This window comes from Cryobacterium flavum, assembly GCF_900103805.1.
Classification (GTDB): Bacteria; Actinomycetota; Actinomycetes; order Actinomycetales; family Microbacteriaceae; genus Cryobacterium; species Cryobacterium flavum.
Map to the genome: position 1 here is coordinate 1 of NZ_FNIB01000021.1, position 24,418 is coordinate 24,418.

A 24,418-nucleotide genomic window follows, 5' to 3' on the forward strand; every position below is an offset into this window, starting at 1 on the left:
GATCTGCAGTCGTTCCTCCAAGGACAAGTACCGCCTAGACCTCTCTGCCTCAGGAAGAGGGATCCGCCCACCCGTTGCTTGACGCCAACGCCGTCCAGTTCGTCGATTCACCCCGACAGCATCGCACGCTGCAGTCAGCGTCGAGCCTTGACTCATCAACACCCAAAACCGCGCCTGCTTCTCTACCAGTTCATATTTCGACCACACGTACAACACCTCACAAAAATCGAGTGTTGCGACGACCGGTTGAATCCGCCGACCCTTACCGGGACGAGGAATACGGCAATAGCTCTTGTCACACTGGCTCGTGCCCGCTTCGTGGCGGTGTATCTGCTCGGCCGCCCGATTCGGACTGGAGACTAGGCCTGCCGTAAGCTCGGCTTGCGGCTACTACGAGGGGCGGAGCGGCTTGTGATCTTGGGTATCATCATCGCCTGCGAGATCGGGTTCTGGGTCGTCATCGTGCTGGGCCTGGTTGCCCGCTACATCCTCAAAGCTAAGCGGCTCGGCCTTGTGCTGATCGCTCTGGCCCCGGTCATCGACCTGGTGCTGTTGACCACGACCGCGGTGCACCTGCGCTCCGGCGCTGACGCGGAATGGGCGCACGGCCTGGCCGCGGTTTATATTGGCTTCTCGATCGCCTACGGCCCGGGGATGGTCCGCTGGGCCGACATCCGCTTCTCGCACCGGTTCGCCGATGGCCCCGCACCAACACGTCTCTCCGGAACCGATTACACCGTGGCCTGCTGGAAGGACGTCGGGCGCACCCTGCTCGCAGCGGCAATCTCCGCTCTCGTCCTGTTCGGCCTGATCTGGTTGGTAGGCAACGCCACGCAGACGGCCGCCTTGGAGTACTGGTACCCAATCCTGATAACGATCTGCGGCATCGAAGCGATCTGGGCTGTGTCATACACAATATGGCCCCGCGCCCTCAAACAGAACACCGCAACCGCATAACAACAACGCAGTCCCGCCCCGCAAGTGGAACGCTCATCGGTCACACGCATGGCCTCGTCATTTAGGCACTATGACTACATCCGGTCGACGGGAGGGATGAAATTTTCGGTGACATAGGATCGGGATAACTAAGGAGTGCCATGCGACGATTTCCGCTCGCTTTTTTGCCGCTGATTCTGCTGCTCGCTGGATGCTCCGGGTCCTTCGTTGGCGGGTATGACCGTGTCGTCGGCGAGAGTGACGCTTGGGGAGTTAGCGTCGCAGATCCGAGGGTCGATTCGCTCGGTGAATGTCACGACGACGCAAGCGTGGAAACTGCAGCCCTGAGCATGGACATGCCGTCGTCCGCCTATGGCTTACGGCTCGTACCAGGCTCAACCGAAACCGACGCTCTTCGTCTGGCCGACTGCCTCGCCGATGCCCGCACCAGCGACACGATAACTATCAGTTCGCCCGTGGAGTAGCTGGCCCTGCTGAAGGCGCAGGGTTGAGAGCAACCGTCGCGGTCGGCCAATCCTAAAATCGCCGACGAGTCTCAGAACAAAAACCCGCACAGTTGCCCGTCGGGGCTCTCTCACTGCCGGAGTGACTTCGATCTTGAACGTCCTGCAAGCCGAACCCTTTGCGGGATCGCACAAAGTCGGGACGCTCAGAGAATTCAGGATGCAATAGTGAGGGTGATGGGGTCGGTCTCGGCAGGTCCGCCACATTGTTCAGTGCCGCCCACGCGGACCCAGTTGAGTGTCACGTCCCTCTCGGCGAGGACTTCTTTGCTTGGTGAGAGTGCGCGAATAGTGACATTTTCTGGAGTCGCCATTATTGTCGAGATTTCCCACGAGTGTTCATCGATCCCGACGGACTCGTCTGGTGATAGCTGAGTTGGGGCAGGGCCTGAACATTCGCCGTCGACGCACAACTCAACGACGCTGACGTTAGATGTTGTGCCTTCGAGCTCGACGGTGACAGTGTTGTCCCACCCGATCGTGGGGCACACGTCCGAGACTGAGCAGCCGGACACAACCGCACTCACCATGAGCGCGGCACTGAGAACGACCAATCGCCTTGTCGTATTGATCGATCGTGTGGAAGCCATGTCGTCCCCATTCATTGCTTGTGATCCGAGGATAGCTGAACCGTCTTAGCCATGGCTCAGATGAACAAAGCGTCACGTAAAGGGAACGCCTTGGGGTCAACGCCTGAGAGTGAGGGGTCCGCAAGGGGGACGCCGACCGGGACACCCAAAAAAGGCCAACAGTCGATCCCCGACAATTGCTCCGTTTCGTAAGGGGAACCCCCACCGGGACGATGTGCGTGAACGCAGCAACACCACACCGATGCGGAACACCAGTAATCCTCCTGCGCAGAAAAGAGCAGTTCACTCGCCTGCGGCCAGGCTCACCCATAGCCCGCTTTGAGCAATGGACATACCCTCAAGCCGTCGGACGGCAAAGGATGTGACCTGCCGCACCGAACGAAACACTGCGCCGCAAGAAGTGATTCCCCGGAAGTCGAACCCTTGTCATTCAGCCATTGATCGGCATAATCGTGCCGCTGACTTCCACTTGAATGGGGACATCCGGTCGCTCCAACGCTTGTGCGAACGCAGTGCCGAGTTGCTCAAGGCTGCGCTCAGCGGGAAGTTCGACGATTCCAATCGTGATCCCGGAAGCGTCCGCTGCGGGGCTGCCCATTGCGACTTGGACGCCTGGCACCAGCCCTTTTGTGGTCACTGCCCTCTGGGTGAGCTCGTTCAACTCGGCCGGCCGAAACAGGGCCGACTGGATCACCACGGTCAGATCCTTCGGGGCCTCGGCGACCAGCTCCCCGAGCCGGGCACTAGGTGTGCCAAACCAAGTGAGAGTGACAGTGCTTCTATCATCCGAGATCGTGGGCGAACCAAAATTTGCGTCCCCCGTGAGTTCAACCTGTAGCCGATCGAGCCATTCCATCGTCTCTAAATCGACTGGTGGTAAGGCTAGCTCTTCTACCAATTGGTCCTCGACCAGTAGGGAATCATCCAGCGGCAGCATCTCGGTCTCGGATTGCGACCCACCCGGCAGCGCACCAGGTGCCGAGCAGCCACTCAACACGACCGCCGCGCACAGCCCTATGCCAGCCAGCAGGACCCTGCGACGACATGTCCCGGTGTATCGCATTATTTCCCCTTCACCCCATTGGTCACCCTCACTCTAGTGAAGACGGATGAACGGCCAAAGGTCCCGACCTATGTAGCTCACCGTGCCCAGCGAACTGAGAATGATCAGGCCGACAATCACGTTGACGCACGCGTCCCAGCCCGGAGCTGACTTTATGATGCAGGCCTGACTGCCACGAGCTCCGATAGCGGATCCCGCCCAACTGCGGCACGCATTCCGTATCGGGAACCCTGAGTGGGAACTGCAGTCGTTGCGTTTCCGATCCGGTTCGCTTACGTCCACAAACGTCACCGGGAAGGAGGCCGTGCGGTCCCGGCTCGTCGGGAGTCAGCGTCGGCGAGCAGCCGGGCGACTACCAGCTCGGCGATGGTCGCATTCTGGGCCCCGAGACCGCACAGGTCGGCCACGGTGATCTGCTCGTTCGCGGTACGCCCGGAACGCCGATCGGTGAGCACCTCGCCGAGCGTCACTGCTCGGTCGCGGACGTCGCGGTTGCCGTGCTGCAGCTCTCCGGCGTGCGCGGCGAGCTCGACGTTGTCGCACACCACGACCTCTGCGCGAGCGAGCAGGTCGGCAGCGAGCTCCTGCTTGCCGGGGGTGTCGGAACCGACCGCGGTCAGGTGCGTCCCGGGACGCACCCACGCTGCCTGGATGAGCGGCGTCCGGCTGCTGGTCGCCGTGACGACGATGTCGCTGGCCGCCACCGCCGCAGAGAAGTCGTCGGCCGGCTCGGCGCCCACGTCGGCGGCCAGGGCCGCCGTCCTGGCGCGGTCCCGCCCCCAGACGGTGACCTGGAGGTGGGGGAGCGCCTCGAGGTGGGCGTGGATCTGCGCACGGGCCTGGCCGCCGGCCCCGACCACCAGGAGCCGGCGGGCGTCCGGCCGCGCCAGCGTCGCTGTGGCGAGGGCTCCCGCTGCGGCCGTGCGCATCTCGGTGAGCAGGCCGTCGTCGGCGAGCAGCCAGCGTGGGGCGCCGGTCGCGGCGTCGAGGACGACGGTGAACCCGGTCGGGTCGGCGCCGGGAAAGCCGCCGGTCGCGACCTTGAAGCACAGGACCGCCGAGCCCCGCAGGTAGGCGCCCTTGATGTGCAGCTCGCCACCGCGATCGGGTCGCATCTCGAACTGGTCCGGCTGGTCGACCGTTCCGTCGCCCAGGGCGCGGAAGGCGCGTCGCGCCGCAGAGAGGGCGTCGCTCCACGATACGCTCGCCGCCACGGTGGTCCTGTCCACGACCTGCATCCCTACCTCAATCCTTCTCGTTCGCGCAGGTCTTGGCTTTCCTTGCGCAGGGCGTAGACGGTCGCCCGCGACACGTCGAGGACGGCGGCGACATGCGCTGCAGCATTACGGGTGTCGAACACGCCCTGTTTGTCGAGGTCCGCGACCAGGGTGAGGCGGTCGCCTCGTTGCAGCGCCGTACGCGCCGCGCCTCGCTCCCGGCACCAGTCGTCGATCACGCGGTTCAGGTGGGCCCTCCAGTCCCGGTGGAACAGTGCCTCGGGCTGCTCCACCAGCGGCGCGGCGAAGGCGGCCAGCACGAGGGCGGCGGAGTCGAGGGTCGACCGGTCGAAGTTGAAGCACAGGAGCAGTCGACCCTCGTCGAGGCGTACGGTCACCGACGACAGCAGGCGACCGTGGCGGTCGACCTGCTCGTACGGGCCGAGGACCTGGCCCGGCGGGACGTCGGCGAGCAGCCCCGGGTCGAGCAGCGACTTCGCGCCGGGCTTCCTGGCCGAGAACGCGTTCCAGATGGCCACCACGCGGTCACGTGCCATGTCGTGCAGCACGACCTCGACGTGCGGGTGGAACAGAGTCGTGATGGCGGCTGCCATCACGTCCACATCTGCGGGCACAGCGCCTGGACGGTCATGCCGAGCAGTAATCATGAAATGGACGATACATCCAATCTGGACAGGGCGTCAATCTTGCGGGTAGGCTCCGCTGCGCGGCCGAATCTGCAGATCACCCTGACGGAGCTCGGTGAAGACGCTGATCGCTTTCCTCGGTATGAATGGAAGTCGGCTGACGTTGTCCAATCATGAGGCATATGAATTCATCATGGGCGTTGCTTCCGGGCGTCTTGACGATGTCCCCGAGATTGCGGAACGCATTGACCTGGGCAGCGAGGAGCGCTGAGGCACAGGCACCGTGGCTGGCTCGAGAGTCGTGACGGCTTCATAGGACACTTCACACCCGGCGCAGGGGAGTGGCTTGGGCACTCGTCTGGGGGCGGCACAGGAGCCGCAAGAGGCGAGGGCGCTCGGGCCACGGTCATGGCCCTGCCCTCAGGGGCCGGGCCGTGGCCGGGACCTGTTACAGTTTTGCCATGAAATTGCGCCGTTACAGTGAAGTCGATGTCTTCTCCACGGAGGCATATCGCGGCAATGCGTTGGCGGTCGTTCACGATGCCGATGACCTCAGCACCGAGGACATGCAGCGGTTCGCCAACTGGACAAACCTGTCTGAGACGACGTTTCTCCTCGCCCCGAATTACCCGCGTGCTGACTACCGTGTGAGAATCTTTTCCGCCAAGGAGGAGCTGCCCTTTGCCGGTCATCCAACGCTTGGATCTGCCAAGGCGTGGTTGGATGCCGGTGGATCAACAGGGCCCGACGGGATGGTCATTCAGGAATGTGCAGCAGGGCTGATTCCGGTCCGTGTAGCGGACGGTCACATGGCGTTTGAGGCGCCGCCTCTCACTCGCTATGGCCCTGTTGAAGAGTCGCTCGTTCACCGGATAGCACTGATCCTGGGTATCTCCCGGGATCAAATTATTGATGCGTCGTGGCTGGTCAATGGTCCCAAATGGATTGGCATCCGGCTCTCGTCGGCGCGGGAGGTTTTGGGCCTGCAACCCGATCCGGGGAAACTAGGCGATCTTGAGATCGGAGTGGTGGGCCCGTTCGAACTCGAGGGAGAATCCCAGTTCGAAGTTCGTGCTTTCATCGGGGGAGATCCCGTGTGGGAAGACGCCGTGACGGGCAGCCTCAATGCGGGCCTTGCGCGTTGGATGATCGACACAGGTTTTGCAGACCCACAGTACACAGCGTCCCAAGGGACCGTTCTGGGGCGCCAGGGCCGAGTGCATATAAGCCTCCACAATGGGGCGATCTGGGTCGGCGGACATGTCACGAGCTGCATCGAGGGAAGCGTCCGACTGTAGCCGGTCCATTTTCCCGATAGCCGGACGTCGAGCGCGACAGATCTGGGGCTCAACCATTCGGCGGCCGAGTTCGCCGACGCTGTGTCGCAGGGGAACCGTCTACGGGACTTGGATTCTGCGAATCCGAATCGCTGTTGGCCCGATGCGGACGCCGCCGTGGATCAATCGGGCTGCGGCGAGCGCCGTGCGAGGGCCGCGATCACGCCGACAGCGCCCGAGAGAAGGAACGGTTCAGTGAAGAGTCCACCCCTTGCCTCGACCTGCTTCAATCTGGATATAAAATATCCAGGTTGATAGGCTCGACATCATGCAGCTTCCAAAAGGGGTCGAGTGGGCCGCGCACTGCCTTGTCGTCTTGGAACGATTGACCGAAGATCACCCTGTCGCAAATTCGACCTTGGCGGAGGTCTATCGCCTCTCGCCGACCTACTTGAATAAGCATCTCCAGGCTCTGACACGGCACGGCTTGCTGATTTCGATGCCCGGGTCGGCCGGAGGATTTACGTTGTCACGTCCCGCATCTGAGATTACTCTTGCTGACGTCGTTGAAGCGCTCGAAGGCGGTGGACCGATATTCCGCTGCACGGAAATACGGTGCGACGGGTTGTTTCAACCGCATTCTGCCGAGATTCGCGCGAGTGGATCGTGCGCTATTGCGGCCGCGATGTGGACGGCCGAGCAGGCGTGGCGACATAGCTTAGCCGCCGTTTCGATCACAGATCTCGCCCAAGGTGTCGACGCGCTCAGCAGCAAAAATCTGAACGAATTCTTTGAGAACAAGAACAGGAAAGTTGGTCCAACTTTATGAAGATCGCAGTATTGGGAGCTACCGGAACCGCCGGCACGCGCACGGTAAACCTACTTGCGAAGAAGGGCATTTCCGTGGTGGAAGTGTCCCGTTCGGCGGGCGTAGATCTAATCTCCGGCAAGGGACTAAGTGATGCACTGCGCGGAGTCGATGTGGTGATCGACGCCTCCAATACGTTCCCCCAGAACGCCACGATGGGACTGCATGAGGCGCTCACCACTGCGACCCAGAACGTTGTAAACGATTGCGCCACTCAACGAGTAGGCCACCTGGTGTTTCTATCCATCGCCGGGGTGGAAGACCCCGTCTTTGACGATTTCCCCTACTACGCGGCAAAGCGTGCACAAGAAGAAATCGTTGCAGCCGGCCCAATTCAGTCGACCATCGTGAAGTCCACGCAGTGGTATGAATTCGCGACAAACCCCTCAGCCGTCACCTTTCTGGACAGCGAAGTGCTTGTCCAGGACTGGCTCATTCAGCCGATCGCTGCTGAAGCTGTCGCAAAGGTCCTTGTGGATACGGCCCTCAATGCGCCCGGTCCGGTCGTCAAGACCATTGCCGGGCCCGAGCGGATCCGACTTCCTGAACTCACCTCCCGGGTACTAGCCCGGACCGGGGACTCGCGGCCGGTACGGTCAGCCGGCCCCTCGTTAAACGCGCTCTCTGAGGGGGTGCTGCTTGCTCCTACTGAAGCCACAATATTGGGACCGGATATCAACACCTGGTTAGCGTCGCTGCCCTCGGCGGGGTAAGCGCCATGTTCGACCTGAAGCGCTCCGCACACCCGCTGTGGCCAGAGTCCGAAAATGGGGCCGTCCGATTCATTCGATGTGCCCGAAAGCCGAACCCTTTACGGACGTCGGTGTTCTTGGCGCATGAGTAGAACATCACCGTCAGAGGAGAGGGTCAAATTTCAAGGAGTCTGAGTTCCGCAGTTGGGTATCATTGCCTTCGCGTTGGCTCCTGCGCGGGGTGATCAGGGCATTCCGGTCTGTGCCTCCCACGATGGCGACGCCCGCCGAAGCAACTGCCGCCTCTTGCGTCCCAGCTAGACAGCCCGCATGCACTGACTAGACTCGGGCGCATGGCAAACGCACGGCTTCGTGATCGCGCAGCATCCCCGGCTTCCCTCGCGTTGTTGATCGGCGGCGGGCTACTGCTGGCCTCGGTCGTCATCACGGTAATCGCGCAGCCCCCGCTCTTCCCGTACGCCGAGATGGTGGGCCCCGCTCTGTTCTCCGCCGCCCTGTTCGTGTTCGCCTTCGGCGTGCGCGGCGCGGGCAGCGTCACGGCGCGCCGCCCCGTCGGCACTATCGCTCTAGCGTTGTTGGCTTTATGGCTCCTTCTCGGGTCTGTGTCGTATGGCCTTATAGGCGATGACTTCTCGAACGCACCGACCCTATTCATGGCTTTCGCCTACGCGGACTCCTTCGTTCAATTCGCTCTCGCAGTGATTGCGGTCATGCAGATCGCCCGGCTCGGCGCTGTGCCAGCTCCATGGAACTGGCTGCCAGCCGGGATCGTCGCGGCGGTGACCGTGACCTGGCTGCTCCTGCAGCTGCTGGGCGGAGGCTCGCCCACCATATACGGACCCAATCTACTGACATGGCTCCTGACCGGGCTGGACGGCCTTGCCCGGATCGGCGGAACAGTACTGCTCGGTCTAATCGCCATCGTTCTCGCCGACCGCGTCAATCGCAAGGCAACCGCCAATGTGTCTCTGGTACCCGAAACACAGATCTAAATTCGTTCCGTCCCAAGCCCCACAGATGTGAAGCTGTCCGGTTCCCAACCGGTCTGGCAGGATTGCCATCGGCCGGCCGTTGAGGCTGGAACACGACCAAAATTATTGCCGTGTGGCTTAGTCGAATCAGCGTGAACGCACCAATGTCTTACAAGTAACTGCCGGAGAACAAGCTAGGCGGCTCGGGTGAAACACGCCAAGAGGGACGGGAATGGGACACGCGAACGGTCGGTCAGCGACTTTTATCCGTTCCCGATACGGGAACACTCATCGGGCACGTTCCGGGTCAGGCCTCATCGAGAGAAGCCCGAGCAGTTGACCGCCGCGATGCTCGGCTACTCCTCTTTGGATCCGTCGTCGCGGTCGGCTAGAAGCAGGTCGAGGTGAAGCTCTTGTGTGCGCTTGTACGTCCGGAGCGCTTGTGTTGCAACGAGGATTAGTCGGCAGAGCAAAACCAGGAGCACCAGACCCAGGATCAATGCCACAATCGTCCCACCCATGACTGCGACACCATAAAAATTGTATGAATACATATTCCGAAGGTATCGGATCACCGACCGGGCCGCTGCCGCCGATCAGCCGACTGCCGTTGCACTGCGGTGCCAAGAACGTCCACGCAGTCCCGCAAATCGGACGTCCAACGCGACATTCTGTGGTTCTGCACGGGAACCGTCAGCCGGAGTGATGCTCAGTTCGAAGCCTGGCTGGGGCCCGAACATCCCATGCTTCTGTGAGTAATTCGATGAGCTCGCTTTCATCGATCTTGTGAAGTCGAACGAGCACACTGGTATGACCAACGTAGTGCGGGGTGGTGAAGAATTTCGCTGGCGATTCTGTAATGAGCGCGTCCCGATCCCCAACGCTTTCTCTCCATACGACCAGCACGTTGGGCTCTTCATGGATGCGAGCGAAGAGCACGTCATTCACGCGAAAGCCCGGGGTCCCGTAGGACGGCTTCTCAATCGTTTCGGGCAGCGACAGGGCAACGCGCCGCACATCGTCCTCAGTGACCACAACTACGGACGCGACCACCAAGTCCCGCCGACATAGCCACAGAACGGCACTCGCCAGCTGAGCGGCAAGCCGAACCCCGTTCGGGAATCGGACCCGTGATGTCTTGGAGATGGATTGACTAGGTTTCGGTGTGGTTGTTACGCGTCGATGCGTCGTCCGCGGTGCAGAATGGGAGAGACCGCTGCTCTCCGGAGCGATCCACGAGCTGGTGGTCGGCGGTGAAGTCATTATCTACTGCGACGAGCAAGCGGTGTGCGACTGCTTTATCGACTCGGTGGCTCTCTGACGGGATAATCAGGTGCATGCTGCACATCATCCCTGGCGGGCCAGCCCTCACAACCGAGCAGGCAAAGATCCTTGATAACGAGTTCTTTCAGGCACGTCCGCTGGCCTACTTCTCCGCGCGGATATCGGCACTTCTCAGGGCAAGCAGCGAACAGAACGAGGTCACTGCCGGTGACGCGGTTGGGTTTCTCAAGGCGCTTGGCGATCTGGAGCTGGCGAACATCTTGGAGCACGGGGACAGCGACCGAGACCTCCAAGTGGCACTCGATTCTGTTTCGGTTCGCCACCATGCAGCAGAAGCGCTTATCCGAATGCGTCACGCGGTGGTCGTCGCAAGGCCTCGAACCGGGGACGCTGCTTGCACTTGGGCCACTCTCACCGACGGCCCTATTGGCCTTCATGAGGTGACAGATGAGCTGGCAGCCGCGATGAACTCAGACGTCGGTGCATTTGCAAAAGCGTTCCTTCCACCTAAATCGGTGCAGAGTGCGGCTGATATTCAGGCGTTTGGGGTGGCGTGGGCTTGGGTACTGCGGGCAGCGCAGCTCCTTACAGACAACGAGTTGACTGTAAACGCGGCCCATAACAAGTTGAAGCACGGCCTCGCAATCCGGACACGGGATGACGTGCGCCTAGAACTGATGACGGGTCCCGGACCCGGTGAAGACGGAGAAGTTCCCCTGAGCAGCTTTGGCCCCGGCAAATCCATCGTCATTTTCGACCGTCCGTTGGTCACATATCTCGCGCGGCCGTATCCACCCCGGAAGCAGGGGCTCGAAGCGACATCGCTGCGTGTCGATCCGCCTGCGGTCCTGGCGGAAGCATGGATGATTTCGTGGGTCTATGCATCGGTGTTTCATGTCGCGGCTGCGCGCCATGGCAGCACGACTGATGGATTGCCGGCACCGTACCCAGCACCCCAAACTGGGCCGACGCCGGCGCAACTTCTCGAGAATTCAGGTGCGGCAGCCCTTGGTTATCGCGGCTCGGTGACGACGGCAACCGACAGCTCGTTGAAGCCACGCCCGTCGGGGATTTTCTTCCCGGGGTTCTTCCAGTCGATGACCATCGATTTTGCGGGCGCGACAGCGGCCACGGTGGTGGACGGATAGTGAGCGTTCAACGGGCGACACCAGTCGGCAGCACCAGTGAACCTGCCGCCACGAATCCCCGATAGCCAGCCTTTTCGGCCGCGTCCAGCGTTGATTAGTCCCGCAACCGGATCACAGTTGTGTCCCAGTGGCCTCCGGAGCGACCGCGTGGCGTGAGCAGGATTGCGATGGTCACGGGCTCAGAATCGCCACTTGACTCGCAGTGTTCATGATGAAGCAGCATCGCCCGTACTCTACCTATCGCCCGCGATAGGTCGGCGAGTCCGCTCGCGGCCATGAAGCTGAGCGACGCCTGCCCGTGACGCGGTGAAAAGAAGATTTTGCTCTCGACGCGGAAGTCGCCGCGCGCTCCAGTCTTCTCGCTCACCCGTTCCATGAACCCGGCCAGCACACCTCCGACACTGGGTAAACAGATTCTGTCGTTACGCGCGCGCTGCTCCGCCGTTCCGCAAGCCGGACGTCCAGCGGGCGCGTTCAAACGTGATTCAGCTCAAGTCGCTTCGCGGAGCATGTTGCCCGTAAGCGGAACCCCATACGGGACGACACTCTCGGTTGGCGGGTGACTGGTAAGGCTCACGACAATGGCCCGTCCTGGGGCGCGGGTCCATCGGGTTCTCGGTCTGTTGCTCATGATCGAACTGAAATCACGGTCAGCGCGGCTTGTAACTGTGAGCGTTTGTGGCGACGTTCTGTGATCGCTATTTGGCGCATCTGCCCAGTGGCTCTGAGCGGGTAGTCACCGTCTTGTATCCCAGGGGATGCAAGACGGTGAGATCGATCGAGACAATCGCCAAAGCTGCACAGATGCGGCCGATCCAAAGAGCTACCTCGTGAGGTGTGGCCACACGCCCAGCGTGCAGAGCCTCAGTCAAGAACGCGCCATTCGCGTACGAACTTATCGACGGTCTTGGTTTCGAGGTCGCGACGCACGGTGTCCAAGAAGACGTGGGGGTCGCCGACGTCAGCGGCAGTGCGTAGGACCTCGGCCCCGCCCGCGCGCCGGCGGATGACGAGGTCGGCATCGACCTCGACGTCACCCCATGCTGCGCGAACCAGTGCCCACGCCCGACGAAGCAAAAGTCGAGTGCGCGTGCCCAATGGCTCCTCGAGCTCTGCGATTAGGTGGTTGACGCGCGATCCATTCCCATATCTTGTCGCATAGCGAAGCGCCCCGGCCAGTCCGACGTGTCTCGTGCCCTCAGCGTGTCGAAACCTACGGGATACGCGACAGAGTCGCGTGGAATGACTGTCGGCAGGTGTCCCGTGTCAGCGGCTTCTAGCCATCCGAGCGGGCCACGCCCTATTGTTGCGAGTGAGCAATGATTCGCGGGTCATCGATCCGGTTACGCAGGTTGAAGTACTGGTGCCTGCCTACGGCACTCCGGAAAGAGCGATTCGCCGCGCCGCTCTAAAAAGAGACGGACTTCTGCGGGCGATTCGGTTCTATCCCGATTACACGCATCCATGGCCCTTATGGGACGAAAGCGGTGACGTTTCCGCGGAGGATCTCGGGCTAAGCGATGCACTTCGGGAAGACCTACTTCGCTGGGGCGACCAGTGGGATACGACGTACCGGTATGACACCGGCTGGCCGAGTGACGCTGCGCGGGATGTGTGGATGAACGAAGGGGATGACCTTGCCGAACGTGTCCAGCGTGAGGTCTGGGACATCGCCGATGTGAAAGCCGAACACCGGGGATTCCAGGAATTTCGACCTTGACGCGAAAGCCACTTACCGCGGTTGAAGCTCTCATCCGCCTCTGGCGGACCTTCGGTGTCTCGAAACTGTTGTGACTCATATCCCATGGGTTTCGACACGCAAAGGTTACGAGACAAGAGCGAAGTGCCGACTGTCGTCATGTTCCCCGCAAGGGGAACCCCCTTCGGACGCCCCATACCGCCAGGCACGCCGACGGAGGACAGTGACGAGAAGAGCCCGAATCGGAGTGAGCGCAGATACTCTGGGACGATGATGACAAAAGATTCGGTCTCTATCCGCGCAGTCAAAACCTCGGACTCATCCCAGTGGGCTGAGCTTTATCGGGGCTATCGAGCCTTCTACGAGCTGTCTCCCGACGACAGCATCGTTGAGCGCGTCTGGACCTGGATCCATGACGATTCGAATGAAGTCAATGCTTTTGTCGCCATCTCCGGGGATCGACTCGTAGGGCTCGCGCACTACCGTCGATTCTCCCGTCCCTCGACCGGGAGCGTGGGTATCTACCTCGACGACCTGTTCACGGACTCGACAGCTCGCGGAGCCGGCGTTGGGCGGGCGCTACTGAGCGAGCTCTCCGCGCTGGCCGAACGCGAAGGACACTCAGTCGTTCGCTGGATCACTGCGGAAGACAATACTCGGGCCCGCCGTCTCTATGATTTGACCGCCACGTCGACAAAATGGGTCACGTATGATCTCGCGCCTGGGGCACTCTGACGGCGGGGCCATCGCGGCCCTCCGCGCCTCTGCCAACGAATGACCTAGCGACTAAAAAGACGCAGCGGTTCGCCGACGCGCCTCAAACGATATTGCACGGCGTGAATCCTGACGGTGCGCGTTGAAAACGATTCCGCGGGGAGACCCGGGACAAGGAACGCTAACCGAGCGCGAACCCGGAACCGGTGAGCGTCCATAAAGGCGCGCCGACGGCAGCGACGACGAGCACGATCAGAAGGACCCGTAATGTTTTGTCGCGGTGTCTGGGTCGAAGTACCGCGCCGGTGACTACCAGCGCCACAAATAGAGCAACGAGGACGGCGCTGCCAAGAAGTGCGGGACCTAAGCGCGCATCAGGAGCGCAGCTTGGTGGCGCGGGGTAAATTGCTGGGCAAATAATGGGGAGCGATTGGGCTACCCAGATCAACAGAATAGAGACGGCGGCAATCACGGCGGCCGGCACCGTCCAGCGCCATAAAGTTCGCGCTATTGCTGGATCATCCGCTTTGATCGTCATGGACTCAGGGTAATGGGAAATTGCTGCGCCTATGGAACCTGAATAAAGGTCGTCCCGCAAGCCGGACCTCCAGAGCGACGGATCCGGGGCCAAACTACTTGGCGGACGAGTGCGCCGACGTTGTGTCACACGGGAACCCCCTACGGGACGGGGTTGCGGCGGACCACGATCAGCGACCCGAAATCGAATCGTTAGCGTCGCTGAAGGCAGTCATCGGTCGGTGTCTCCAACGTGAAGCAAGTTCCGTATCCGCCGGCGTAGCCGTAGTCGATGCTCTGAACGGTCACGTAGCCAGGGCTCGCCTCGACGATTTGGACAGTGATTGGTTCAGGGTGCGAATCGATGGTCAGCTCCCACCGGTCCGCTAGGTAGCTCAAACCGGTAGATTCGAGAACTTCGACCGCGTCCGAGACGTGAGATGGGTCGGCGAGGTGATAGCCGAAGACTGTAGTTGGGACTACGTGAGGTCCGTCGTCGGCTGTGGGTGCGAGGTAGCCGAGGAGTTCGTTGTCATCGTCTCTGTGGACCGCGGTCCAGGTTGGAGGAATCATTGTTCACTCATTCGGTCGAGGGCGTGTGTCGGGTGCCGCTGGCAGGGAATTCTGGCCAGAGCTTGCTAATGGCCGTCATGATTTTCGCGGTTGTTGCGTGGAGTGAGGCGATTCCTGACGCTTCGTCATCGCTTGAGACGTAGCCGTCTAGGTTGACTGGGTGTCCTTGAACCCACACGTGACGGATGTTTTGTGTGTCGGTGATTTGTGCTGTTGGGTCGCCGGTGGCAAGGAGAAGATCTGCACGTTGGCCCACAGCGATCGTGCCGCGGTCGTGAAGGTTGAATGCATCTGCTGTTGAGCCCGTGGCTGCGGTGAGTGCTTCGCTGGGTGTGAGTCCGGCCGAGACAAGATGCTGTAGCTCGCGGTGCATGCTGGCGCCGTGGATGGTTCCCGGATTTGGGGCGTCGGTTCCGGCAAGGAGTGACACGCCGGCGGCCTGGAGGTTGCGAACATTCACCGCGATTATGGAGAAGTCCGGCACTGGGTCGGGGAGCCATCGTTGACTTTGCTGCTCGATAACTTTCGTCCAGGCGGCCCCGATCCTCCGTGCAAGTTCGGGGTGCCCCAGGATCGGCAACTTCCGGTCCGCGCCAGGGAACCCGTCAGCAATTGACATTGTTGTGATCACCTTCACGCCGCTACGGGCGATCTCGGAAAGCTGCACTGGAGCAATCTTGTCGAAGGGAGCGTGAGCAAGGACATCGACGCCGCAGCGGACAACGTCGATCGCTGCCTTCGAAGTGGTCGCATGTGCCACCACGATGAGATTCGCCTCGTGAGCAGCACGAACCAAAGATCGAATCGTGGCCAAGTTCAAAGCCGGCGTCGCGTGGGGGCTCGTTGACCCATCTTCGTAAAGCACCTTGATGTGTGTGGCACCTTCAGAAACCCGTTCCGCTACAAACTGGGCTGCGCCGCTTGGTCCTTCGAGATAGGGGAACGGAGAGTAGGCCATTGTGGGGTGGCCCCCGGGCGCTGTTGCTCCGATGCTGGAAGTCCGAAAGTCGGCGTATCCCGGCTGTGCACGAAAGGTTGCTTCCGACGCCGTGAGGTCAGGCTTGCTGAACTGATCGATGAGCGTCGTGACCCCGAACGTCGCCGCTTGACGAAGTGAACCGGGGAGCAAGTGCACGTGCGCGTCAATGAGTCCGGGCAGAATCGTGCCGCCCCGAGCATCGATGACGCCAGCGTCCGACTCCCTCATTCCCAGGGATCCAACTTCGGCGATGTGCCCGTTTTCGACCCTGATCGTCCTGGCCGGGATGGATCTGCGTCCGTCGAATATCTTGGCGTTCATTACGGAAAAGCTGTTCATCTGTCCACCGTAGAAGTTGACACTGTGTCAAGGTCAAGTCCATAAACTGTTGGCATGTCACTTTCCATCAGCCAGGTTGCCAATCTCGCTGGGATTAGCGCACGGATGCTCCGCCATTACGACAAGCTTGGCCTGCTGCACCCGAGCAGGGTCAGCGATAACGGATACCGCTGGTATGAACGCGAGCAACTTTTTCGGCTCCAACGCATCCTCTTGCTGAGGGATTACGGGCTGTCATTGCCAGCGATCAAAGACATTCTGTCGCGGAACGATGCAGCTGAGGAACATGAGGTACTCACCGCGCATCGGGCCCTTGTCGCAGAAGAGCGCGACCGCCTAACGCATTTGCTTTCCACTTTAGATCGCACCCTGAACGAGATGGCCGGCGGCGACCAGATCGGTGAAGAGAACTTCTTTGAAGGCCTACGGACAACGCGAGGAGCCCTTCGGAAGGGCCTCCTCGAACGCTTCGGTCCACAAATTGAATCGGCGTTTACTTCCCATGAGAAAATCACCGCCGAATGGAATGAACGAGACTATGAAGCAGCTGCGCAAAGAGGCAAAGCCCTGTACGAAAGACTGACTGACACGATGAGGCAAGGGCATGCACCTCAATCATCAGAAGCTGCCTCTCTGATTCAAAGCCACTATGACCTCATCAGCGAGACCTGGATTCCGGGGAAAGAGGCCTACGCAGGCCTCGCGGACCTGTACCTCGAGCCGGGGTTTCAGCGCGACCTTGTGGCTGACATCGATCCGAACTTGCCGGAATGGCTGGCTGCTGCCATGAAAGATTTCGCTGAGAAGGGTCTCTCAACGCAGAGACAAGCTTCTTCTGAAGGTTCGTCTCGATAGCCGGACGTCCAGCGGGCGCGTTGAAACGTGATTCCGCTCAAGTCGATTGGCGGGGCGAGTTGCCCGTAAGCGGAACGTCTTACGGGACAGTCGCGACGCGCACGCTAGGTGGGCCTCGACTCCTAAAGACCGGTTGCGGACACGAAATCCACGAGTTCCTGTTGCCTCGCGGTTTGGATCGGCAACCGTGGGCGAGGTTAGCCCGCGTTTTCCTTCACCGTTGGTCGTGCGTTTCCTCGTCGATAGTTGGTTGCGATCGTTCAGAGACGTTCTAGCAGTAGCGGACACTACTAGGTATGGATGGTTTTGGGGAGCGAGTTGTAGAGTCCGAGAGGGGGCTGCTCGAGGCGGCCTGCTCGGGTGACCAGCGTGCTTTCGCTGAGCTGTACAGCAAACATGTGCGAGCGGTGTATTGGTCGGTTGTGCGCATGCTGCGTTCCGAAACGCACGCCGAGGACACCACACAGGAAGTCTTCGTTTTGGCGTGGAACAAGCGCGGGTCCATCCGTATCGTGGATCAATCAATTTTGCCGTGGCTTCTGACCTCGGCCCAGAATTTAGCTCTCAACCGGCTGAAGAAGAGCCGCCGGGAGAGTGCTCATCTGTCCTCACAGACATCTGAGGAGCTCGATGTGCGGGCCGTGGACGCGGAGTCACCTGGACGCATTCAGATGCTGGGTGAGGCCATCGATTTAGCCGTCGGTGAGTTGTCAGATATGGATCAAACGTTGTACTACCTCTGCATCGATGAAGGCCTCAGCTACGCCGAGGCCGCTTCAGCGTTGGGAACCACGCATGGCGGCGTGCGTAACCGCCTCTCGCGTGTTCGCCGACTCCTCCAGATCAGTCTCGCTCCCCAGAAAGAAGGCATCTCGTGACGACGACTCTTGGTCCCACCGATCAGCAGATCGAGACGATGCGTGACCATGTGATGACTAGCATCGCGATGTCCGAACGAAAGACGCTCGCGTCGACCGTACGCGGGAGAGAAAAGCGCCGGAAGTTCGTGTGGCTCGCCGTTGCGTCCGGCATTACAGCGGCCGCCCTGGTAGTGGTCGGTGTGACTTGGCCACTAGGGGCCGGCGGCGCGTCCGCGCAGGCAGCCGAGGCCCTCCATGACGCAGCCACGCTAACCGTGCTGACGGCGGACCCAATTGTTGGGCCTGGCGAGTATCTTAAGATTGAGACCAGCGAAAGTTACTCCACGACAGGCATGAACGCGGACGGAGACTTTGTGAGCTGGTTGGCTCCGTCGACCCGTACCCTCTACGTCCCGGGAACTCAATCTGATGATTGGGTGTTGGAACGGCATCGCTTGGAGCCGACAGCGTTCTTTGGGGACGGGGCCCAAGAGCTGGCGATGAAGGATTGGGCCATAAACCGTGTCGACAAGGACACGAATGGGATCTTCCGAGCGCCGGAAGGATTCGCGTTCGCTGCAACACTCGCTGATACGTCCGCGATGCCACACGATCCACAGAAGCTGTATGACTATTTCGTCGCGACGGACCGTGGCGGGTCCAATTCTGTCGAGGAGAACGTCTGGGTGCGCATCACCGATCTGCTCCGCACGGGTACCGTCCCGGCAGATTTGCGGGCAGCCCTCTACGGGGCGGCCAGTCTCGTTCCCGGGGTGGAAATCATCCCGGGCGGCGCGACCGTCGACGGGCAAACGGGGATCGTCCTAGGCCGGGTCGAAAGCAGCCGCACCACGCGCCAGGACATCATCATCGACCCCACCAATGGTCTAATCCTGGGCGAACGAATGGTCCTCTCGGCGGAGAGGAGCGGAGCGCCAGCGGGCACGATTATCTCCGCGACCTCTGTGCGGACGAGCATCGTGGACAGCGCTCCCTAACCCGCGCAACTGCGTGTGTTGATCACCGCATCAGAACGATGACCTGCCCGCCAGGATTCACCGGCCGGGCCTTCACCCGCCCGCTCTGAGGTCGATCTGTCGACCCTGCCGTGGCCTCCTCGAATGGTGCAACATGACCTCGAACACGACAACCACCATGCCTCGCGCACGCAACACAGCGCCGAAGCTCGCAGGAATCGACGGACTCCGCGGCGTTGCGGCCCTCGCCGTGCTCGTCTATCACGTCCAGCGCGGACTCAATCCCTCCAGCCGCGACAACGTCTTTTTCCACGACCTGACGTACCTCAGCCACGGTGTCACCCTGTTCTTCGTTCTGTCGGGTTTTCTGCTTTACCGACCATTCGCTGGCGCTCTCCTGGGGCGGATGCCACATCCTTACCTGCGCCGGTACTTCGTAAGCCGGTTTCTTCGCATCTTCCCCGCGTATCTCGTCGTTCTCTGGGCAACCAGCATCGCCTTACGAACGGCATTCCTTCCGCGTAACAACAACGGAGCGGCCCAGCAGACCGGGGCACTCTCGTGGCCCGACCTACTCCTGGCTTCAACGCTCGCTCAGGGCGCTACGCCGCGCAGCATCAGGTCTGGTCTTGAAGTCGCTTGGACATTGGGAGTGGAACTGTCCTTCTATATCCTCTTGCCGGCAGCGGTCTGGCTCGCCGCCATCATCGGGCGGCGCTGCCGTGGGCGCTTGACGACAGCACTGATTCCGCCTTGCTTGTTCCTCGCACTTGGTCTCACTGGCAAGCTCTGGCTCCAGATCACACAAATGGGACTCACCGGCAGCGAGCGAGTGAACCTGGAATGGGGAGCGAACTGGGGAGCCGTCGCGGCGCGAAGCATCCTCATCCACGCAGACCTCTTCGCCTACGGGATGCTCGCGGCCCTCGCCCTCCACCTCGCGCACGCCCACGCCCCCCGCTTCTTTGACAGACCCATGATTCGAGTGTCACTGCAGGCGATCGTGCTTGCGGTGACCGCTGGCCTCGTGATCGGATTGATCACCGGACCGTTCACGTCGAGCGTCGTGGCAATCGCAGCCGCGGCACTGCTTCTGCTCACCGCCACAGCGTCAGGCCAATCACGGCTCTACGGCATCACGAACGCTCCTATCCTGCGATGGTGCGGGATCGTGTCCTTCAGCGTCTATCTGTGGCATCTCCCAGTGATCAGGTGGTTGCATAACCGCGGCTGGGTGTTTCCAGATACTTACTGGGGACTTCTCACTAACATCGCGCTAATTTTGTCTCTCACACTGCTCCTCGCCGCGGCCACTTACTACGCCATCGAAGCACCCGCTCTCAGAATGAAAGATCGTCATCGGGATACTCGCTGGCCTCGGCACGCATGACCTTGCCGCCACACAGAGAGCTAATCAGCACAGAGTCGCAGGTGATTTATGACAGATATCGAGCGTCCAAGGCCGTGCCCGCAAGCCGGACCCCCTGCGGGACGGCATTCTGACGCCGATTCACGACGAGGCTCCATTCTCAGATTCGATACGATTCCCGTCACACTCTGGTTCGGGATTTTTGCTTCCAGACCGAGCCGGCAGGATCAGGCACCAGACTCGGACGAGAAATCGGCGGGCGAAAAAAAGCAGCGCCAGCAGCCCGACAACGATAGGGATGGCAATCGGCCAAGCGGTGGTGAAAACGAGAATCAGCGCAAGGGCTTCAAAGCCGATCAGCGAGGCTGCCGCGACATACATCGCAGCTGCGAGGTCGTTCAGTTTCCACCAGGCGCGCGTCAATAATTCTTTCGTTCGCCTCGAGTGCACATTCCGGTGTGGATCTAGTCGTGGCTGTATTGATGTCGTTAGCATTCCTTCTCCTACAGATAGCGGCGCACAGTTATGTCTGCCGGCCGGCTCCCAAGGGAGAGGTGCACGCTGAATCGACGTGCTCCACCGAGGGTCAGGCGACGGGCGTCTGACCCGTGGGGGCGCGCGGCATAGGAGTGCCTCTGCCACATCGCGTTATCTGTGGTGTGAAGTGCGAACGCGGCGGAGCGCCCCCACTTTGCGTGGACGACGCGCGCAGGTCGAATTGCCGCGCTACAACGAAAACCAAGAGGGCCATGATTACAGCGAGGCTCAAGAGAATTCCGCCGGCGACCATGATGACGAAAACCGGATGACCCAACGTCAGATGCGGGCTGGCAACAACGAGCGCAAAATGGCAAATCATGTAAAGTTCTTGCAGCACCATGCCCCCTCACGCACTTCTCTTACCGCTCAGCGTACCCGTCATGGCCTCGCACACAGGCGTCCGTAGCCGGAACCTTGAGTGGGGCAGTTACAACGTACCGGCGGAGGATCCCCGACCGAGTCGGCTGCGTCGCGGTGTGGGCGTTTGGTTAGCGTGGGGTTATGACGCGCGTGTGGCTGACGGAATGGGAATGGGCGTGCTGTGGCGATGCTTTTGCCATCGGCGATGAGGTCGACTTCGGTATCGAGACGCGAACGCCGCATGCTGCTCTCGCTGACATGCTCGGACCGGAACTATTCGCCGCGGTGGAAGCGATGGAGTCGCACCATGAGGAAGAGTTCACCGATCGTGTGCGCGGCCGGGTAGTCGCGGTACACGAGGTCACGCAAGACGTCATCGAGCGTTGGTCATTACGTCGTCCCGGCCACGGCGCGCCGCCGGAATCGATCAAAGCGGCGGACGGCGACGAGTGGGCGGAGGTTGGCCGCGAGTTCGGCAATGGAGCGTTCCTCGCCCGTTCCCCCTCTCGATACATGATCGAGATCGAGCCAGTTGCGAATTCGGCGAGGTTAACCTCGGCTCAGGGAGTTCGGCTGCGCATCGATGACGACGACGAACCGCTTCCTCGCGTCGAAGGGACCGCTGTTCCACCGCCCGAGCAACGCCGACGCTCGCTGGAAGGCTGGCTCGTCGATGTCGAGGAGCACGCGTAGAGTGTCCGCTCGCGGAACCTTCTACGGGACAACGCCATGAGAGAACTGCCTGAATTGTCCGGCTCCCCGCATGATCACGAAAGGCACTGCGGTCGCGGCTGACATGTGTCTGTGCAGGAGCATCTCACCTTCGCCGGCCGGCTTCAAGCCAAATCAGTGCAACCAGGCTATTGGCGGCCGATCACAATGCTGATTGAGTCGCCGGCTGGCAAAGTGTCTCCGGCAGGTGGAGACATTGAAATGACGGTGCCAACAAGAGTTTGGTCGGAAGTGGTCTGGTTCTGTGTTTGGACGTCGTAGTCGACAAGCGCCTGCTGCGCCTCTTCTTCGGTCATGCCGACAACGTCTGGAAATGTGGGCTGCACCCCGGTACTGGAGTACACAGTGACCGTTGAGCCCAGTTGCGCCCGTGTACCGGCAGCCGGATCGGAACGTATCGGTGTTCCTTCGGGTTGGTTGGCGGCTGTCTCTCCACCGTCGGCGTAGGTGAATCCTGCGGATTCCAGAGTCGTTTGTGCCTCTACCATTGATAAGCCCCGTACGTCAGGGACGGCGGCGCGAACCGTGCGCAGGGCACTGGGGGAGGCGTCAACGAAGTCGTCTCCACCATATTTGGCATTGGCTACGGACATGACGTCAGGCCACATCCGATGGCGGGCCGTAGCGGCGTATCCGCTGTCAAAGTACATGGAGCGTTGGTCGAGGGAGCCCGTGACGCTCACGACACCCGCCACCGTTGCCACCTCGGTGCTGGCGCCACTCATCCAGGTATCGGCCGCGCCACCCGTGGTGCCGGTTTTTCCGATCATCGGAACGCGGGGACTGGTCCGGTAGTACGACGAGCGTGCGGTGCCCTCACTCATCACGCGCTGCATCGCGTAGGCCATGGCCCCCGCTATGGCGGGTTCAACCGAGGCGCTGCACTCGGACTGGGGAACGGGCAGTTCGGTGCCATCGGCGGCCACGATTCGATCGATGACGACGGGTGTGCAGGTCACCCCGTCGTTGGCGATGCCGGCGAAGGCGACAGCCATGGTGAGGGGCGCGACTTCGTTGGTGCCGAGCACGGAACTAGCACCCTGGCGAAGCGGATCACCGTCAGCTCGGTGCACGTCAAAGGCCTCCGCAGTCTTGCGGATACCGCACAAGTCCAGCTCTTTGGCCATGCCCAGGAACCCCGTGTTGTAGGAATTTATCGTCGATTCGAGCGCGCTGTAATTGGAACCAGTGTGTCTCAATGAGTCGTTGCGGGGATTCCACCCTGGGTAACGCTGCGGACCCCGGCAACTGTCTTGGAAAGCGCCCCAGTGCGACGTGCGCGCAGAATCGACGCGCTCGTTGAGAGAATGCCCCTCGTTCAACCATTCGGCCAGCGTGAAGACCTTGTAGGTGGAACCGGGTTGGAAACCGCTCGAGCCCCCAGCAGCACGGTCGGTGTTGTAGTTGATCGCGGTGTAGTTGGCCCCGGAATTCAGCACGGCCGGATCCTGGCTGTAGTCCTTGTTCTGGGTCATCGCGAGCACCCGGCCGGTGCCGACCTGAACACTGGAAATGACGGCACCAACGTCTCCCACGTCGGAGACCTTGGGAACGTTTTCGTTCATGGTCGTCACGGCCGCACCCTGCAGGTCCAGGTCGAGCGTGGTGTAAACGTCGTACCCACCACGGCGAAAATTGAGCATCCGTGTTTCTTCGTCCTCACCAAAAGTGGGGTCCGTCTGCAGTGCGTGTACGACGTAGTCGCAGAAGTAGGCATTGGCACCGGACGTCGCGCAGCCGGTACTGGGCGCCGTGATGACCGGGGTGATCACCGTGGCGACCGCTCCCTCGTACTGGGCCGCAGAGATCTTCTTCTCGGCGAGCATCTCCCCCAGAATATAATCGCGGCGCATCTTGTTGGCGGCATAGCCGTTGGCTGCACCGTTGGTGACGCTGTCCGGCATATCGAGCTGGAACTTTCGCGGGTTGTTCACGATCGCCACGAGGCTTGCGGCCTGCGGCAGGGTCACCGTCGACGCTGTCGTGTTGAAGTAATGATTGGCCGCTGCCTCAATGCCGTAGACCGTTCCGCCGAAGCCCGTGATGTTAAGGTACTGGCGAAGAATGTCTACCTTGTCGTACTTCTTCTCCACGGCGATCGCGAAGCGCATCTCCCTGAGTTTGCGCTCGACGGTGATCTCCGTGGCCGCCGTGTAGCAGAGGTCGCTCTGCTCTTGTTCGGCAATGACCTCGCACTTTTGTACGAGAACGTTTTTCACATACTGCTGGGTGATCGATGATCCTCCCTGCAGCGAATCATTAACCATGGTGCTCACAACCGCGCGCAGCGTGCCCTGAATATCGATACCGTTGTGCTCAAAGAAGCGAGGATCTTCACCGGAGACCGCGGCATCCTTCACAAATTGACTGATGGCATCCGATTCGACCTCGACCCGATCCTGGTCGTAGAACGACGCAAGCAGCACACGGGTGCCATCGCTCTGGGTAGCATATATATTGCTCTTCTGCGAGAGCTGCTCGATTCCCAGATACCCCGGCAGGCTATCAAAGACCGTGATAGTGTTCGCCGCACTCAGGCCGGCCAACGCGACCACCGGCGTCATCCCCGCCGTCACAAGGATCCCGACGACCACACTCGTCCCGACAAACCCCATAAATGCGCCGAGAGCATTGCCTCGCGTTCTCGTGGGGACACTGACATTAGTA

Annotated in this window: 26 protein-coding genes; 15 read left to right on the top strand and 11 right to left on the bottom strand. The window is 60.9% G+C overall.

The features are described 5' to 3' along the window. Positions 1-207: helix-turn-helix domain-containing protein (locus BLS91_RS21230; protein WP_420838513.1), on the bottom strand; the 207-nt coding region annotated here is incomplete at its 3' end. A gap of 204 nt (positions 208-411) precedes the next feature. Here BLS91_RS21230 and BLS91_RS18265 point away from each other — a divergent pair. After that, the gene (locus BLS91_RS18265) at positions 412-957 is read left to right on the top strand and encodes a hypothetical protein (protein WP_092342334.1); all 546 of its coding nucleotides are present in this window, start codon (positions 412-414) and stop codon (positions 955-957) included. Positions 958-1,097: 140 nt separating this feature from the next. After that, positions 1,098-1,421 carry a hypothetical protein gene (locus tag BLS91_RS18270; RefSeq protein WP_092342336.1) on the top strand — a complete coding sequence of 108 codons (324 nt, stop codon included), beginning with the start codon at positions 1,098-1,100 and terminating at the stop codon, positions 1,419-1,421. Positions 1,422-2,480: 1,059 nt separating this feature from the next. Here BLS91_RS18270 and BLS91_RS18275 read toward each other — a convergent pair. The 3 genes from BLS91_RS18275 to BLS91_RS18285 all read right to left on the bottom strand — a co-directional run bounded on the left by BLS91_RS18275 (position 2,481) and on the right by BLS91_RS18285 (position 4,965). After that, a complete protein-coding gene (locus tag BLS91_RS18275; RefSeq protein ID WP_134505211.1) occupies positions 2,481-2,987 on the bottom strand; it encodes a hypothetical protein in 507 nt (168 codons plus the stop codon). Positions 2,988-3,400: 413 nt separating this feature from the next. Then, complete coding sequence (locus tag BLS91_RS18280; RefSeq protein ID WP_159433908.1) at positions 3,401-4,342, bottom strand: ornithine cyclodeaminase family protein; 942 nt, start codon at positions 4,340-4,342, stop codon at positions 3,401-3,403. 11 nt (positions 4,343-4,353) lie between these two features. Continuing rightward, positions 4,354-4,965, bottom strand: a complete 612-nt coding sequence (locus BLS91_RS18285; protein ID WP_198412744.1) for a helix-turn-helix domain-containing protein — start codon at positions 4,963-4,965, stop codon at positions 4,354-4,356. Positions 4,966-5,092: 127 nt separating this feature from the next. Here BLS91_RS18285 and BLS91_RS20090 point away from each other — a divergent pair, with 127 nt between their 5' ends. The 5 genes from BLS91_RS20090 (at position 5,093) to BLS91_RS18305 (ending at position 8,827) form a co-directional block, all read left to right on the top strand. After that, complete coding sequence (locus BLS91_RS20090) at positions 5,093-5,248, top strand: hypothetical protein (RefSeq protein WP_159433909.1); 156 nt, start codon at positions 5,093-5,095, stop codon at positions 5,246-5,248. A gap of 190 nt (positions 5,249-5,438) precedes the next feature. Next, positions 5,439-6,275: a PhzF family phenazine biosynthesis protein gene (locus tag BLS91_RS18290; protein WP_092342344.1), complete on the top strand. Its 837-nt coding sequence runs from the start codon at positions 5,439-5,441 to the stop codon at positions 6,273-6,275. Positions 6,276-6,582: 307 nt separating this feature from the next. Continuing rightward, positions 6,583-7,083, top strand: a complete 501-nt coding sequence (locus BLS91_RS18295; RefSeq protein ID WP_092342346.1) for an RrF2 family transcriptional regulator — start codon at positions 6,583-6,585, stop codon at positions 7,081-7,083. After that, positions 7,080-7,835, top strand: a complete 756-nt coding sequence (locus BLS91_RS18300) for an SDR family oxidoreductase (protein ID WP_092342348.1) — start codon at positions 7,080-7,082, stop codon at positions 7,833-7,835. The genes BLS91_RS18295 and BLS91_RS18300 overlap by 4 nt, the downstream gene beginning before the upstream one ends. Before the next feature lie 332 nt (positions 7,836-8,167). Continuing rightward, a complete protein-coding gene (locus tag BLS91_RS18305; RefSeq protein WP_092342350.1) occupies positions 8,168-8,827 on the top strand; it encodes a hypothetical protein in 660 nt (219 codons plus the stop codon). Positions 8,828-9,499: 672 nt separating this feature from the next. Here BLS91_RS18305 and BLS91_RS20845 read toward each other — a convergent pair. Continuing rightward, a complete protein-coding gene (locus tag BLS91_RS20845; RefSeq protein WP_244288023.1) occupies positions 9,500-9,859 on the bottom strand; it encodes an MmcQ/YjbR family DNA-binding protein in 360 nt (119 codons plus the stop codon). A gap of 284 nt (positions 9,860-10,143) precedes the next feature. Between BLS91_RS20845 and BLS91_RS18320 the strand changes: the two genes are divergently transcribed. After that, positions 10,144-11,238, top strand: a complete 1,095-nt coding sequence (locus tag BLS91_RS18320; protein WP_092342355.1) for a hypothetical protein — start codon at positions 10,144-10,146, stop codon at positions 11,236-11,238. An 864-nt stretch (positions 11,239-12,102) separates the two neighbouring features. On the opposite strand, the gene BLS91_RS18330 is transcribed toward BLS91_RS18320, so the two are convergent. Further along, the gene (locus BLS91_RS18330; protein ID WP_134505210.1) at positions 12,103-12,336 is read right to left on the bottom strand and encodes a hypothetical protein; all 234 of its coding nucleotides are present in this window, start codon (positions 12,334-12,336) and stop codon (positions 12,103-12,105) included. 214 nt (positions 12,337-12,550) lie between these two features. Between BLS91_RS18330 and BLS91_RS18335 the strand changes: the two genes are divergently transcribed. Both BLS91_RS18335 and BLS91_RS18340 read left to right on the top strand, forming a co-directional pair. Further along, a complete protein-coding gene (locus tag BLS91_RS18335; RefSeq protein WP_134505209.1) occupies positions 12,551-12,958 on the top strand; it encodes a hypothetical protein in 408 nt (135 codons plus the stop codon). Between the two features lie 249 nt (positions 12,959-13,207). Continuing rightward, on the top strand, positions 13,208-13,672 hold the full coding sequence (locus BLS91_RS18340; protein ID WP_092342363.1) for a GNAT family N-acetyltransferase: 465 nt from the start codon (positions 13,208-13,210) through the stop codon (positions 13,670-13,672). A gap of 160 nt (positions 13,673-13,832) precedes the next feature. Here the strand turns inward: BLS91_RS18340 and BLS91_RS19790 are convergent, their stop codons facing one another. From BLS91_RS19790 to BLS91_RS18350, 3 genes are all read right to left on the bottom strand, one after another. Next, positions 13,833-14,189 carry a hypothetical protein gene (locus tag BLS91_RS19790; protein ID WP_134505208.1) on the bottom strand — a complete coding sequence of 119 codons (357 nt, stop codon included), beginning with the start codon at positions 14,187-14,189 and terminating at the stop codon, positions 13,833-13,835. Positions 14,190-14,380: 191 nt separating this feature from the next. Beyond that, positions 14,381-14,740, bottom strand: coding sequence for a hypothetical protein (locus BLS91_RS18345; protein ID WP_092342365.1), 360 nt, complete (start codon positions 14,738-14,740; stop codon positions 14,381-14,383). Between the two features lie 7 nt (positions 14,741-14,747). Continuing rightward, entirely contained in the window at positions 14,748-16,058 is a 1,311-nt protein-coding gene (locus BLS91_RS18350) for an amidohydrolase family protein (protein ID WP_092342367.1), read from the bottom strand. Between the two features lie 54 nt (positions 16,059-16,112). Between BLS91_RS18350 and BLS91_RS18355 the strand changes: the two genes are divergently transcribed. The 4 genes from BLS91_RS18355 (at position 16,113) to BLS91_RS18370 (ending at position 20,140) form a co-directional block, all read left to right on the top strand. Next, the gene (locus tag BLS91_RS18355) at positions 16,113-16,913 is read left to right on the top strand and encodes a MerR family transcriptional regulator (RefSeq protein ID WP_092342368.1); all 801 of its coding nucleotides are present in this window, start codon (positions 16,113-16,115) and stop codon (positions 16,911-16,913) included. A 296-nt stretch (positions 16,914-17,209) separates the two neighbouring features. Continuing rightward, the gene (locus BLS91_RS18360) at positions 17,210-17,791 is read left to right on the top strand and encodes an RNA polymerase sigma factor (protein WP_092342370.1); all 582 of its coding nucleotides are present in this window, start codon (positions 17,210-17,212) and stop codon (positions 17,789-17,791) included. Continuing rightward, positions 17,788-18,771: a hypothetical protein gene (locus BLS91_RS18365; RefSeq protein WP_092342372.1), complete on the top strand. Its 984-nt coding sequence runs from the start codon at positions 17,788-17,790 to the stop codon at positions 18,769-18,771. Before BLS91_RS18360 ends, BLS91_RS18365 begins: the two co-directional genes overlap by 4 nt. Before the next feature lie 133 nt (positions 18,772-18,904). Further along, a complete protein-coding gene (locus BLS91_RS18370) occupies positions 18,905-20,140 on the top strand; it encodes an acyltransferase family protein (protein WP_241983053.1) in 1,236 nt (411 codons plus the stop codon). A gap of 120 nt (positions 20,141-20,260) precedes the next feature. On the opposite strand, the gene BLS91_RS18375 is transcribed toward BLS91_RS18370, so the two are convergent. After that, positions 20,261-20,542 carry a hypothetical protein gene (locus BLS91_RS18375; protein WP_092342374.1) on the bottom strand — a complete coding sequence of 94 codons (282 nt, stop codon included), beginning with the start codon at positions 20,540-20,542 and terminating at the stop codon, positions 20,261-20,263. A gap of 618 nt (positions 20,543-21,160) precedes the next feature. On the opposite strand from BLS91_RS18375, the gene BLS91_RS18385 reads away from it, so the two are divergent. After that, positions 21,161-21,712, top strand: a complete 552-nt coding sequence (locus tag BLS91_RS18385; protein WP_134505207.1) for a DUF6578 domain-containing protein — start codon at positions 21,161-21,163, stop codon at positions 21,710-21,712. Positions 21,713-21,879: 167 nt separating this feature from the next. On the opposite strand, the gene BLS91_RS18390 is transcribed toward BLS91_RS18385, so the two are convergent. Next, positions 21,880-24,366, bottom strand: a complete 2,487-nt coding sequence (locus BLS91_RS18390; RefSeq protein WP_092342379.1) for a transglycosylase domain-containing protein — start codon at positions 24,364-24,366, stop codon at positions 21,880-21,882. Positions 24,367-24,418 lie beyond the last annotated feature (52 nt).

Excerpts from the sequence above, each read along its gene's own strand:
- BLS91_RS18270 (WP_092342336.1), top strand. The coding sequence starts at position 1,098 with ATGCGACGATTTCCGCTCGCTTTTTTGCCGCTGATTCTGCTGCTCGCT.
- BLS91_RS18275 (WP_134505211.1), bottom strand. The coding sequence starts at position 2,987 with ATGCTGCCGCTGGATGATTCCCTACTGGTCGAGGACCAATTGGTAGAA.
- BLS91_RS18290 (WP_092342344.1), top strand. The coding sequence starts at position 5,439 with ATGAAATTGCGCCGTTACAGTGAAGTCGATGTCTTCTCCACGGAGGCA.
- BLS91_RS18295 (WP_092342346.1), top strand. The coding sequence starts at position 6,583 with ATGCAGCTTCCAAAAGGGGTCGAGTGGGCCGCGCACTGCCTTGTCGTC.
- BLS91_RS18300 (WP_092342348.1), top strand. The coding sequence starts at position 7,080 with ATGAAGATCGCAGTATTGGGAGCTACCGGAACCGCCGGCACGCGCACG.
- BLS91_RS18305 (WP_092342350.1), top strand. The coding sequence starts at position 8,168 with ATGGCAAACGCACGGCTTCGTGATCGCGCAGCATCCCCGGCTTCCCTC.
- BLS91_RS18320 (WP_092342355.1), top strand. The coding sequence starts at position 10,144 with ATGCTGCACATCATCCCTGGCGGGCCAGCCCTCACAACCGAGCAGGCA.
- BLS91_RS18340 (WP_092342363.1), top strand. The coding sequence starts at position 13,208 with ATGATGACAAAAGATTCGGTCTCTATCCGCGCAGTCAAAACCTCGGAC.
- BLS91_RS19790 (WP_134505208.1), bottom strand. The coding sequence starts at position 14,189 with ATGACGATCAAAGCGGATGATCCAGCAATAGCGCGAACTTTATGGCGC.
- BLS91_RS18345 (WP_092342365.1), bottom strand. The coding sequence starts at position 14,740 with ATGATTCCTCCAACCTGGACCGCGGTCCACAGAGACGATGACAACGAA.
- BLS91_RS18350 (WP_092342367.1), bottom strand. The coding sequence starts at position 16,058 with ATGAACAGCTTTTCCGTAATGAACGCCAAGATATTCGACGGACGCAGA.
- BLS91_RS18355 (WP_092342368.1), top strand. The coding sequence starts at position 16,113 with ATGTCACTTTCCATCAGCCAGGTTGCCAATCTCGCTGGGATTAGCGCA.
- BLS91_RS18360 (WP_092342370.1), top strand. The coding sequence starts at position 17,210 with ATGGATGGTTTTGGGGAGCGAGTTGTAGAGTCCGAGAGGGGGCTGCTC.
- BLS91_RS18370 (WP_241983053.1), top strand. The coding sequence starts at position 18,905 with ATGACCTCGAACACGACAACCACCATGCCTCGCGCACGCAACACAGCG.
- BLS91_RS18385 (WP_134505207.1), top strand. The coding sequence starts at position 21,161 with ATGACGCGCGTGTGGCTGACGGAATGGGAATGGGCGTGCTGTGGCGAT.
- BLS91_RS18390 (WP_092342379.1), bottom strand. The coding sequence starts at position 24,366 with ATGGGGTTTGTCGGGACGAGTGTGGTCGTCGGGATCCTTGTGACGGCG.